Origin of the sequence: Bdellovibrio sp. (assembly GCF_036384735.1) — a bacterium.
Lineage (GTDB): Bacteria > Bdellovibrionota > Bdellovibrionia > Bdellovibrionales > Bdellovibrionaceae > Bdellovibrio.
Map to the genome: position 1 here is coordinate 1 of NZ_DASVLT010000054.1, position 11,550 is coordinate 11,550.

At 45.5% G+C, this 11,550-nt stretch carries 11 protein-coding genes and 1 pseudogene; 10 read left to right on the forward strand and 2 right to left on the reverse strand.

Features of this window, described 5'->3' with window-relative positions:
- The 4 genes and pseudogenes from VF412_RS16455 to VF412_RS16470 form a co-directional block, all read left to right on the forward strand.
- Positions 1-224: pseudogene (locus VF412_RS16455) on the forward strand (hypothetical protein); the annotation flags it as partial.
- Positions 225-342: 118 nt separating this feature from the next.
- Positions 343-1,254: a hypothetical protein gene (locus VF412_RS16460; RefSeq protein WP_331340355.1), complete on the forward strand. Its 912-nt coding sequence runs from the start codon at positions 343-345 to the stop codon at positions 1,252-1,254.
- 119 nt (positions 1,255-1,373) lie between these two features.
- Positions 1,374-3,392, forward strand: coding sequence for a S41 family peptidase (locus VF412_RS16465; protein WP_331340356.1), 2,019 nt, complete (start codon positions 1,374-1,376; stop codon positions 3,390-3,392).
- 175 nt (positions 3,393-3,567) lie between these two features.
- Positions 3,568-3,798 carry a hypothetical protein gene (locus tag VF412_RS16470; protein WP_331340357.1) on the forward strand — a complete coding sequence of 77 codons (231 nt, stop codon included), beginning with the start codon at positions 3,568-3,570 and terminating at the stop codon, positions 3,796-3,798.
- Between the two features lie 82 nt (positions 3,799-3,880).
- On the opposite strand, the gene VF412_RS16475 is transcribed toward VF412_RS16470, so the two are convergent.
- The gene (locus tag VF412_RS16475) at positions 3,881-4,180 is read right to left on the reverse strand and encodes a hypothetical protein (RefSeq protein ID WP_331340358.1); all 300 of its coding nucleotides are present in this window, start codon (positions 4,178-4,180) and stop codon (positions 3,881-3,883) included.
- Positions 4,181-4,326: 146 nt separating this feature from the next.
- Positions 4,327-4,566, reverse strand: coding sequence for a hypothetical protein (locus tag VF412_RS16480; protein ID WP_331340359.1), 240 nt, complete (start codon positions 4,564-4,566; stop codon positions 4,327-4,329).
- Between the two features lie 201 nt (positions 4,567-4,767).
- Between VF412_RS16480 and VF412_RS16485 the strand changes: the two genes are divergently transcribed.
- From VF412_RS16485 to VF412_RS16510, 6 genes are all read left to right on the forward strand, one after another.
- Positions 4,768-5,880: a thiamine pyrophosphate-dependent dehydrogenase E1 component subunit alpha gene (locus tag VF412_RS16485; RefSeq protein ID WP_331340360.1), complete on the forward strand. Its 1,113-nt coding sequence runs from the start codon at positions 4,768-4,770 to the stop codon at positions 5,878-5,880.
- On the forward strand, positions 5,880-6,935 hold the full coding sequence (locus VF412_RS16490; protein ID WP_331340361.1) for an alpha-ketoacid dehydrogenase subunit beta: 1,056 nt from the start codon (positions 5,880-5,882) through the stop codon (positions 6,933-6,935). Before VF412_RS16485 ends, VF412_RS16490 begins: the two co-directional genes overlap by 1 nt.
- Positions 6,935-7,777: a class I SAM-dependent methyltransferase gene (locus tag VF412_RS16495; RefSeq protein WP_331340362.1), complete on the forward strand. Its 843-nt coding sequence runs from the start codon at positions 6,935-6,937 to the stop codon at positions 7,775-7,777. The genes VF412_RS16490 and VF412_RS16495 overlap by 1 nt, the downstream gene beginning before the upstream one ends.
- 352 nt (positions 7,778-8,129) lie before the next feature.
- Entirely contained in the window at positions 8,130-9,881 is a 1,752-nt protein-coding gene (locus tag VF412_RS16500) for an ABC transporter permease (protein WP_331340363.1), read from the forward strand.
- A 9-nt stretch (positions 9,882-9,890) separates the two neighbouring features.
- The gene (locus VF412_RS16505; RefSeq protein ID WP_331340364.1) at positions 9,891-11,195 is read left to right on the forward strand and encodes a nitrate/sulfonate/bicarbonate ABC transporter ATP-binding protein; all 1,305 of its coding nucleotides are present in this window, start codon (positions 9,891-9,893) and stop codon (positions 11,193-11,195) included.
- A gap of 121 nt (positions 11,196-11,316) precedes the next feature.
- Positions 11,317-11,550 (forward strand): hypothetical protein (locus VF412_RS16510; RefSeq protein ID WP_331340365.1); only part of this gene is annotated, 234 nt, incomplete at its 3' end.

Sequence of the window (11,550 nt, forward strand, 5' to 3'; positions counted from 1 at the left end):
CGAAATATGTGACAGGTGTTGGCGGTATTTTCGGCGGAGGTCATGCCTCGACAATCATCGGCAGAAAAAGCATTGGTGGCGTTTGTCATTATTTGGTTAGGAATTCTTGGGGAACCACATGCGCCTACAAAGATAGTATCATTTGTGAGAAAAGTCAGGGCGCTTACTGGGTTTCTAAAGACACTATGAACCTCATGGCGACGAAAGTTCTTTGGATTAAATAGCGCCCGCAAGAAAGTGTCTAAGGTTTAGACGAAAGTGGTCTGCCCGAGAAATTTGTGCAGCCCTCTTTGCGAAATGGAACAGCTTTGCTATAGTGCTTGAGTTTTAGAGGGTATTTGCATGAGCGAAGAGTCTCGTAAGGGACAATTAGATTTAGGAATCAATCGTCAGCCAGAGAGGGATCGTAATTTCCATCTGGGCGGGCGCAGTTTCTATTTCTTCGACTTCGACGACAATATTGCTTTCCTAACAACTCCTTTGATTCTCTTCCATAAAGACACCCGCGAAGAAGTGATGATTTCTAGTGGGGATTTTGCTCAACATCATCAAGCAATCGGCAAGTCGGGTCTTTATGCAGACTATGCGATGGATTTTTGTGATTCTACAGGTACATTCAGAAACTTCCGCGACGTTGATTTAACAGAGATCGAAAAACTAAGTGGTAAAAATCAAACCTTCGTTCAAGACGTGGCTGAAGCATTGGGCTTTCCGGACTTCCAATGGAAAGGCCCGTCTTGGGAATGTTTCTATCATGCGACGTTTAATCAACGTCCTTTGTCAGTTATTACAGCTCGTGGTCATCATCCCGATACGATCAAAGAGGGTATTCGTGTGTTTGTTAAGAACAAACTTTTGCCCCTCGAACCAAATTATCTCAGCGTTTATCCGGTGAGCCACAAAGCAACGCGTGTTGCTTTGGGTGACGTAGATTTAAAACAAGGAACCGCCGAACTAAAGCAAAGAGCTATTCGCGCCAGTGTGGAAAAAGCCATCGAGCTTTATGGCTACAATGCTCATCATCGCTTTGGCATGTCTGATGATGACCCAAAGAATATTCAGCTGATCGTTGAAGAGATGACTCGCCTTAAGTCTAGGTTCCCAGAGATGTCCTTCTTTATGATCGAAACTCAGCATGGCAACTTCATCAAACATGAAGTGAAAAACAGCGGTCTTCAGGGCGACAAAATCGAGAATCTATCCCAACTCTCCTTCTTCGAAGATTCTACTTCGACCGAAGGACGAAAGTCTTAAATATTCTTACAAGTCCTAATTTATGACGAGCTTCATAAATTGAATGCTCCTGCCGAAAATACTGCTAATCTATTGGAATTAGTAGTTGCTCCCAACTGGGGGCCAATGGAAGGGCCATCATGAGTTCACTGACGAAGGGTATTAAGGGTTTGGTTGTTGCCGGATCTCTTGCGATTTCTTCAATCGCAGCCGCACAACTTAAAGACGGTTTGGAATGTCGTTATCTTACTGTGATTGAGCAAGGTTTTCTTGCGAACCACGTTAAGTATTCAAACCGCGATGCAGAGTTAGCAACAAGAGTGACGGAGCAATACCTTAAGCGTCTTGATCCTTCTAAAATCTATCTAACTCAAGCAGACGTCGATGCGATCAAAAAATCCATGACGAATGTTTTCGAAAAAACTAAAAATCGCGACTGTTCTTTCTTGGATGAGGCTCAAAAGCTGGTTCTTGAAAGAGTGAAGGATCGCGATGCTTTCGCGAAGAAATACTTGGGCAAAGATTTTAAATTCGATGCGACCACAGAGTTTTCTTTTGATCCAGACAAAAAACCTTGGCCAAAAAACAATGACGAGGCCAACGAGTATCTAAAAAAATACATCCAATTCCAAATTGGTAACTATCTTGCGACGGACATGAAGCTTGAAGAAGCGAAAAAAGACGTTTCTAAAAACTATGACCGTGCCGTGAAACGTACTCAAGAAACGACGGAAGACGATTTGTACTCCGGCTATCTTGATAGTTTTGCAAGAGCTTTGGATCCACATTCAAGCTTCTTCTCTCGTGACGTGCTAGAGGATTTCGAAATTCAAATGCGTTTGTCATTGGAAGGTATCGGCGCGACACTTTCTTCACAAGACGGTTTCACAGTGGTTGAGCAATTGGTTCCAGGCGGAGCAGCTGCAAAATCTGGTTTGATCGAGCCACAAGATAAGATCATCGCTGTCGGCCAAGAAAAAGGCGCGATGGAAAACGTGATCGACATGGATTTGAAAGACGTAGTTAAAAAAATCCGTGGCAACAAGGGCACAAAAGTTCGTTTGACGATCCTTCGTAAACAAGGCGACAGCAAGAAACGTTTCGACGTTACTTTGACTCGTGAAAAAGTAAATCTTGAAGACGAAGCCGCTTCCATTATTTTTGTAGACAAAGAAGTCAATGGTCAGAAAAAGAAATTGGGCATCATCAATTTCCCATCTTTCTATGCGGACTCTCGTCGTGGCGGCAGATCTTCTGCGGCTGACATGAAAAAACTTGTAAAAGAAGCAGTTGATAAAAAAGCAGACGGCTTGGTGTTAGATCTTTCTAACAACGGTGGCGGTTCTCTAGAGGACGCGGTTAAAATTGCGGGCTTGTTCTTTAAAGAAGGTAACGTTGTAAAACAATCTTCTAAAAATGAAGGCCGTGCAGAAGCCGCTCTTCGCGATACAGATCCAACAGTTGATTGGGCAGGTCCGCTTGTTGTTTTGACAAGTCGTATTTCTGCATCGGCTTCCGAGATCGTATCTGGCACTTTGCAAGACTATAAACGTGCGGTGATCGTTGGTGGTGACCACACTTATGGTAAAGGAAGCGTTCAATCCGTTCTTCCAATTCCAAATAACTTGGGCGCGATCAAAGTAACTGTAGGTATGTTCTTTGTACCATCGGGCAAATCGACTCAACATCGCGGTGTCGATGCGGACGTGGTATTGCCGGGTCCATTCAGCACAGACGATATCGGTGAGAAGTATATGGATTACTCTCTTCCACCGAAAACAATCGAGTCTTTCATTTCTCCAGAGGCTTACGTAAAAGAAGGTCCTGGCGCATGGAAAGAGTTGAAACCTGAATGGCTGAAGTCGTTGAGTGAAAGATCTGCAGAACGCGTTGCTAAGAACGATGAGTTCAAGAAAATCGTTGATGAGCTTAACAAGGCGAAAGCTCGCGGCAAAGTCATTCGAGTAAGCGAAGTTCTAAAAGATAAAAACGAAAAAGAGAAAAAAGAAAAAGCGAAGAAGGTAGCTACGAAAGCCAAGAAAAATGAAGAGTATTTAAAGCGTCCTGATATTCAGGAGTCAGAAAATGTTCTTCTTGATTTGATCCAATTGGAAGAGGGCAAGGCTCTTGTCACTCCGAAGCAGGCTAATTCGAAGTAGTTTCTTTGCCAGTTAGTTGTTGTTGAAAAGCTCCGAGGAAAACCTCGGGGCTTTTTTTATTTCTAAAACCAAAGTCTATGAGGTTGTACAATCTGGAGCACTTCAGTACATGGATGAGCGAAATAGTACTTTAAATAAATTTTGCTCATGCCGATTCTTTTATTGTGAGGGCGAAATGAAGTTTTGGAATGTTTTAAAAAATGCGGAGATCGCAGTCATCGTGGGAATATTAGCGGTAGCAAGTGCAGCGGTGGCAATGCCATTGGAGCAATCTCAACATCGCTTGGCTTTTTTGGAGAGGGAAAATTCTCGATTGAAGGCAGAGAATGAACTGCGCGATCGAGAATTGGCAGAGTTGCGCAGTTCGATCTGTCGTTCCAATCCTTACGCCTTTATTTGCAAGTAAAAGAAGTTTTTCTCTTCGAGAGAGACCACATCAAAGAGAAAAACTGAGAACACTCTGACCAAAACGGGGCCTTCTTAAAAATCTAACCAATTCTAATCTTTTTAAATCCACTCACTGCACTCATTGCAAGTTCGCCAGCGCGGATGGCTAGGGTCTTGCTGTGGCGAGCGGCCAGCTCTCCGTTACGAGCCAGACGGCGGACTTCAGCGCCAAGAGTTTGAATGCTTGCAAATTTGTGCGCATCAAGTTGTTGGGGTTCGATGAGTGTTGTTCTAGTGGTCGCTTCCTCGGTCGGAAAAGATTTTGCGATCTCGCAAATTTCGCTGGCTGATTTTCTTTCGGCCGCGAACTCAAGGTCAAAGGCACTGTAGCGGTAACCCATAAAAACCTCCGTGATAATTCCACTGTAGGTCGCCGATGTTGCGTCACCATGGAAAGACTGAGGAGGTGCTTCCTTAGTTGGCTAAATGCCTTAAACAAGGAGAAAATTTTTACGAAAAAAGCGATCTCGGAATGAGAACGCCGATTTTATTTTGTCGTTGTCTCAGAGTTATTTGGGGACCTTTGCGAATGATCAGCAGCTTGTTGTTGAGCTTTTTGCTGAGCGGAAAGTTCGCGAGCTTGTTGGACAAACTCTTTCAAGTTATCACGACGGCTCATGACGTCTCTCATAACTTCACCGGGTTGAGAAAGGGTGAAGTTATCTTTGCCCAAAGACCAAGCAGAACTGCATGCAAGAAGGCTGATTGCCAATACGAGTGTCTTCATTTTTAGACCTCACGATGTGATTTTGTGAGGCCGTTATACTCCTTTGTTTCGGTGTGTCATGACCTGGGGCGTTAGAAGCCTTTGCATAGGTTGAATTATGGCGACAATGAAGCCTGTTTTCGCTTAGATAGACTCGTTCATTTTATAAGAGCAAAAGCACCACGAAACAAATTCGTGTGCCTAAATTGGAGAGTCCACTACATGTCTAAAAAGACCACTGTAAAAACTGGCGTGAAGACAGCTGCGAAGAAAAAAGCTCCAGTTGCCAAAGCGAAAGCTGCCGTGAAGTCTTCGAAGAAAGTTGCTGCGAAGAAATTCGACTTTGGCGGCTTGTCTGAAGATATCTTATTGAGAATGCATGATCTGATGGTGAAGTCCCGTGTTCTTGAAGAACGCGTGATCAAAATCTACAAAGCCGGCGAGGGCTTCTTCTGGATCGGTGGTCCGGGTGAGGAAGCATTTGGTGTACCACTCGGAATGCTTGTGCGCAAAGGGCGAGGCCTTGAGTATGATTGGATGCATCTTCATTATCGTTGTACTCCGACGATGGTGGCTTTGGGTATGCCGATGATTGAGGCGACTCGCTTGATGATGAATCGCGCGACAGATCCTTCAACAGGCGGACGTAATTTCGCGGGTCACTACTGTTTCCCTCAGTGGAACGTGGCGCCTGTAACTTCTCCAATTGAAGTTCAATATCCTCTGGCTTGTGGTACGGCTCACGCGCAAAAACGTGCGGGTCATAAATCTATCTCTATCGTAACGGGTGGTGATGCTGGGACGGCAGAGGGCGATTTTGCAACATGTCTGGTATGGGCATCTCGCAAAGGCCAAGAGCTTCCTGTTTTGATCACTGTCCAAAACAATGGCTACGGCATTTCGACTCCGTATGAAGGGCAACATGGCGAAACGAAAATTGCTGATCGTGCGAAAGCATTCAACATTCGTTCACGCGTGATTAACGGTAACGATCCCGTAGAGGCTTATCTCGCACTTCAAGAAGAGATGGAATACATCCGCAAGACCGGTAAACCTTCGTTCCTTGAAGTGAACGTGACTCGTTTGTACGGTCACTCTTCTGCAGATGGTGCGAATCGTAAAGTTGAATTGTTTGACCCAGTGATGGAATTCGAAAAGAAACTTTTGGCGGCCGGTATTTTGACTGACTCCGAAGTGAAAAAAATCTGGGAGATCTATGAAGAGGAAGGCGTGAAGGCGCAAGAGCAAGCCCGTGGTGAGCCAAGCCCTACAGCTGATTCTATCTGGGATCATGTTTTTGTTAATAATGAAAATGCTGATTGGAGAAAATTCTAATGGCAAGTGTAGCTCAAGCCATCAGAATGGCGCTTCACTACGGTGAAAAACATTTGGGTGTTAAAGACATCTTTGGTCAAGACGTGGGGGCACCACTCGGTGGCGTTTTCACTGCGACTCAAGGTTTGAAGACAGCATGGAACTCTCCGCTCGATGAGCGTGGTATCATCAGCATGGCGATGGGTATCGCGATGACTGGCGACCGTTGTGTGGCCGAGATTCAATTCGCGGATTATATCTTTAACACGATTGATCTTCTAAAAATTGCAGGCAACACGATGTGGGTGACAAACGGTCAAGTGCCATTGCCGATGGTTGTGATGACTCCGGTGGGTGCGGGGATCTTTGGATCTATCTATCACTCGCATTCGTTCGATGCATGGGCGTCTCGTATTCCTGGATGGAAAATCGTGATGCCTTCGAATCCTCTGGATGCCTACGGTCTGATGTTGTCTGCGATTCAAGATCCAAATCCAGTTTTGTATCTTAAATCGAAAGCATTGATGCGCCATAAAGGTGATGAATTGATCCCTGGTGAACCGGCGGATGAAAAAGAATTAAAAGCGATGATCGATAAACCTGTACAGAACGCTGCAGGTTGGAAGCCTCGTTGGCCGGATCTTCAGGAATACATTGTGCCAATTGGTAAAGGTAAGATCACTCATGCTGGTGAGCATATCACGGTTGTCACTTACAGCCGCATGGTTCACTTGTGTAACGAAGTGGCCGAGAAATTGGCTCATGATGGTATCTCGGTGGAAGTGATTGATCTTCGTTCAATTTATCCATACGACTGGCAAATGATTAAAGAGTCTGTTGAGAAAACAGGTCGTGTTCTGTTCGTAAATGAAGACACAGAGGTGACTAACTTCGGCGAGCATTTGGCTTACAGAACAACTCAAGAGTGCTTCTATCATTTGATGGCTCGCCCTCGTGTTCTTGCCTCTAAAAATCTTCCAGGTATCGGCCTTTCTCCAGCATTGGAAAGAGCAACTGTGCCTCAGCACCATGATATTGAAATAGCGATTCGCGAAGTTGTAGCAGAGGTTCCGTAATGGCGAAAACAGCAGAGTCCCACAGAAAAAAAGTTCGTCGTCGTGTTAATAAGAAAAGCAATAAAACGCATTTCGATAAATACGAGTTATATCGCAAGGCTGTTCAATCAGCTGAAAATGACGTGGTTTTTATCCGCGATACATTTAAAGAACTGAAGGGGAAAAACCCACGCGTTTTTCGTGAAGACTTCTGCGGAACGTTTGCCTTGTCTACAGAATGGATCAAATTAAATCCACGTTTTGAAGCTGTGGGTATCGATCTTGATCCAGAACCAATGGCTTACGGTAAAACAAACTATTTGACGAAGTTAAAGCCTGAACAGCAACGTCGTATGCGTTTGATCGAAGGCAATGTTCTTGATCCGAACTTGCCTAAGGCCGACATCGTAGCGGCGATGAATTTCTCGTATTTCTGTTTTAAACAAAGAGATCTTATCAAACGCTACTTTGCGAACGTTTATAAAACTCTGGGTAAAGATGGTATTTTCTTGGTGGACGTATTCGGTGGAAGTCAGTGCTATGATGCTATTGAGGATACCATCAAGCATCCTGATTTCACTTATTACTGGGATCAGACAAACTTTGATCCTGTGACAAACGAAGCGCTATTCCATATTCACTTCCGCGTGGGTGGTAAGAAGATCGAACAGGTTTTCTCTTACGACTGGCGCTTGTGGACTATACCGGAACTTCGCGAGATCATGCATGAAGTGGGCTTTAAGAAATCCCATGTGTATTGGGAAGGCACTGCGAAGGACGGATCGGGTGACGGCAACTTCACTCGTGTCGATCATGGGGAGTCCTGCCAAAGTTGGATCGCCTACATCGTTGGTGAGAAATAGTTTTCCAAAAGCCCGCTCTAGCAGTGGGCTTTTTTAATTCTGGCGAATCGCAAGTGTAAAACTTCTGAACACTTTTAGAAGGCTCATTTGAAACTTGCTCCGATTTAATCTTTTCTATTGCGGTCCCCAAATTTCGAGCGTATTAACAATTGTAACAACGACTCTGCTGAATGGCGGAATAATTTTTAGGAGACGGCGATGGACGAAGACCCTGGGGGCAACTTTAGATAAACGCGGGTCTTGTGTCGTTGAGGATTTCTCCCTCTTTCGCATCTGACTCGTCTGTCGGATGTTGTATTCAAAAAAAATTGAATTCCTAAGGTAAGTCCTTCGTGTGAGCCTCAGAGGTAACATGAAGAAACTCTTTCAACTGCCTCCTCTCGAGGGAGTTTTTAATCGTAACTTGCGCCTGCGTTGGGTGGATATCGCCGTGATGGTGGGTCTGCTGATGCTGTTTTGGGTCGTAGGCTCCCTCGGGCGGGATATGTTCCGTCCTTTCAGTGAATATGCGCCTCCGCAGGTCAGTCTCGAATACGGTAATATTCCTTATTACCTCGCACGCAGCACGCTTCGCATGTTCTTGGCGTATTTCTGTTCACTAGGTTTTACGTTGTCTGTGGGGTATCTAGCGGCTCATAGCATTCGTGCCCGTGGGATCATCTTGCCAGCTCTTGATATTCTTCAATCCGTGCCAGTTCTGGGCTTCTTATCCGCGACAGTGACGGGCTTTATGAGCCTGTTCCCTGGAAGTTTGATGGGCTTAGAGATGGCCAGCATCTTTGCGATCTTCACTGGCCAGGTTTGGAATATGACCTTTGGTTTCTACCACTCCCTGGTGACGATTCCTAAAGATCTGACCGAGGCCGCTGGGGCATTTGGTCTGTCTCGTTGGCAGCGTTTTAAAATGTTGGAAGTTCCAAGTAGCATGATCGGTCTTATCTGGAATTCGATGATGAGTTTCGGTGGGGGCTGGTTCTTCGTGGTGCAATCAGAAGCTATCAATGTTTTGAATAAGAATTTTAAATTGCCGGGGCTTGGTTCATACATGGGCCTTGCAATTGAAAAAGGCGACACGAAGGCTGCAATGTGGGCCGTGGTGGCCATGGTCTTGATGATCGTAGCTTTGGATCAACTTTTATGGCGTCCCGTCGTGGCGTGGTCACAGAAATTCCGTGTGGAATTGACCGAGTCTTCAGAGACTTCAAAATCTTGGGTCCTTGAAGCTTTGCTAAGTGCTTCATGGATTCGCAGTGTGACGGCAGATCTTCGCAAAAAAATCTCGAAGGCCATGTCAGCGATTGAGCCGCAAGTGAAAGTTCCCGAAGTTCTTGTGCGCAATCATCGCAGTGAAAAGCTTGCGTCCGTGATCGGCATGATTTTCATGGTTTGTATCTGGGGATTGATTGTTTATTACTCGATTCGTTTGGTTCGCGAGATTCAAACGGGACTAAGCCTTGAACAAATCTTAGATATCGTGAAACTTGGCTTCTATACGATGCTTCGTGTTCTTGTGATGGTTGTGGTGGCGACAGCGGTGTGGACTCCGATCGGGGTGTGGATTGGTTTCCGTCCTCGAGTGGCAGCGCTGGTCCAACCGATCGCGCAGATCGCGGCTTCATTTCCGGTGAATATGACCTTCCCATTTGCGGTGGGATTCTTTGTGGCGCACTCGATTTCAATGAATTGGGGCAGTGTGCTTCTAATTGCTTTGGGAACTCAGTGGTACATCTTGTTTAACGTTATCGCTGGCGCCAGCAGTGTTCCTTCGGATTTGAAAGAGTCAGCAAAAGTTTTCGGTCTTCGCGGCTGGGGCTTGTGGAAGAAATTAATCATTCCAGGGATTTTCCCATATTGGGTAACAGGCGCTTGCACCGCAGCCGGCGGTGCATGGAATGCCAGCATCGTGGCCGAGTTCGCTCGTTGGGGCGATAAGAAACTGGTGGCCGATGGTCTTGGTGCTTTCATCGCAGATGTCACCGAGAAGGGCGACTGGCCCGCAATTTTCTGTAGTATCGTTGTGATGTCCCTGTTCGTGACTGTGTTGAATAAATTAGTGTGGAGAAGACTCTACGACTTGGCTGAAAAACGCTTCCGTTTAGAGTAGGAGATCAAGATGAGTAACGAAAAACAAATTCTAGCACGCTTAGATAATGTTTCTAAATCCTACGCAGGTGTCGGCAATCAGAAAGTCGAAACCTTAACGGGCATCAATCTGACGGTTCGCGAAGGCGAGTTTATTGCTTTGCTTGGTCAATCAGGCTCTGGGAAGTCGACAATTCTGCGAATCATGTCAGGTCTTGTTCCAGCCAGTACAGGTTATGTTTTTAGCAACGAAGAATTGCTTGAAGGCGTGAATCCAAATATCTCGATCGTCTTCCAAAGCTTTGCCTTGTTCCCTTGGTTAACTGTGGCAGAAAACGTACGCATGGGTTTGACGAAACGCAAACTTGAACCTGAAGAACAAGATAAAGAAATCGAAAAGGCCCTGGATCTTGTCGGTCTTGGAGGTCATGACAACGCCTATCCGAAAGAATTATCGGGCGGTATGCGCCAACGGGTGGGATTTGCTCGAGCGCTGGTAGCACATCCAGATATTTTGGCGATGGATGAACCGTTCAGTGCTTTGGATATTTTAACAGCGAAGAATTTGCGCTCTGAGATCGTGAATATCTGGCGTCAGCAGAACAATATTTTTAAAACGGCGTTCATGGTGACCCACAGTATTGCGGAAGCTGTGTCGATGGCTTCGCGTATTTTGATTATCTCGAGCAACCCAGGTCGCATCGCTTACGAAATTGAAAACACGTTACCATATCCTCGTAACGAAAAGTCTTTGCAGTTCCGTCAGATGGTGGACAAGATTCATGATTTGATCACGGAAGTGAACATGCCGGATGCACCAAAGGAAGAAATGCGCAAGCGCGTGGTATCGGGTGAAAAAGAACGTATCGAACTTCTTCCTCATGTCGAGGCCCATCGAGTGATCGGTCTTTTGGAAATCTTGGATTCAGATAAAGGCACGACGGATATTTTCGAATTGTCAGCGCAAATGAAAGTCGAATTTGCCGAAACAATCGCCATCGCCAAAGCCGCGGAAATTTTAGGCTTCGTGGAGACACCAGAGCATGACGTTCTACTGACTTCACTTGGCACGAAAGTCGTTCACGCAGATCCAGAAGAGCGTACGAAAATTTTTGGTGCACAGATCAAGCGTTTGCAATTGTTCAAAGTATTGTTCCAAGAGATGTCTCGTGAAGATCATTTCTCGAAAGATCAAATGGCCGAGATTATTGCGAAGCAGGCACCATTCGAAAACTCATCGAAGATCGTTGCCACTATGCTCGACTGGGGTCGCTTTGCCGACATCCTCGACTACGACACCGCTCACGATCACTTCGTGCTTGAGATCATTCATTAGCGTCTCAATCTGAGAATCGGGGCAAGAAGGTGACTTTCTTCGCCCTGGCTTTGCAGTTCTAATAAACCAAGACTCGATTAATTCTCGATGGATAGGCATTGCTGTTGCTATGCCTATGTATATGGAATTTAAAAAGATCGCTCCAATTTCATTACTTTGCGCTACTTTCATCGTCGGATGTTCTTTTCAAAAGAATCCCAATAAAGGCGATAATAAAGAAGTCGTGAAGGTCGGTATGACCAAACACGAACTCGAAGATGAAATCGTGAAGATGGATAGCACCAGCTTTCCTGATCGTCTTGCGTATGCCATTAAAAGCAAAGATAAAGCATTGGCTTTAAAAATTATAGAACAG

Excerpts from the sequence above, each read along its gene's own strand:
- VF412_RS16460 (WP_331340355.1), top strand. The coding sequence starts at position 343 with ATGAGCGAAGAGTCTCGTAAGGGACAATTAGATTTAGGAATCAATCGT.
- VF412_RS16465 (WP_331340356.1), top strand. The coding sequence starts at position 1,374 with ATGAGTTCACTGACGAAGGGTATTAAGGGTTTGGTTGTTGCCGGATCT.
- VF412_RS16470 (WP_331340357.1), top strand. The coding sequence starts at position 3,568 with ATGAAGTTTTGGAATGTTTTAAAAAATGCGGAGATCGCAGTCATCGTG.
- VF412_RS16475 (WP_331340358.1), bottom strand. The coding sequence starts at position 4,180 with ATGGGTTACCGCTACAGTGCCTTTGACCTTGAGTTCGCGGCCGAAAGA.
- VF412_RS16480 (WP_331340359.1), bottom strand. The coding sequence starts at position 4,566 with ATGAAGACACTCGTATTGGCAATCAGCCTTCTTGCATGCAGTTCTGCT.
- VF412_RS16485 (WP_331340360.1), top strand. The coding sequence starts at position 4,768 with ATGTCTAAAAAGACCACTGTAAAAACTGGCGTGAAGACAGCTGCGAAG.
- VF412_RS16490 (WP_331340361.1), top strand. The coding sequence starts at position 5,880 with ATGGCAAGTGTAGCTCAAGCCATCAGAATGGCGCTTCACTACGGTGAA.
- VF412_RS16495 (WP_331340362.1), top strand. The coding sequence starts at position 6,935 with ATGGCGAAAACAGCAGAGTCCCACAGAAAAAAAGTTCGTCGTCGTGTT.
- VF412_RS16500 (WP_331340363.1), top strand. The coding sequence starts at position 8,130 with ATGAAGAAACTCTTTCAACTGCCTCCTCTCGAGGGAGTTTTTAATCGT.
- VF412_RS16505 (WP_331340364.1), top strand. The coding sequence starts at position 9,891 with ATGAGTAACGAAAAACAAATTCTAGCACGCTTAGATAATGTTTCTAAA.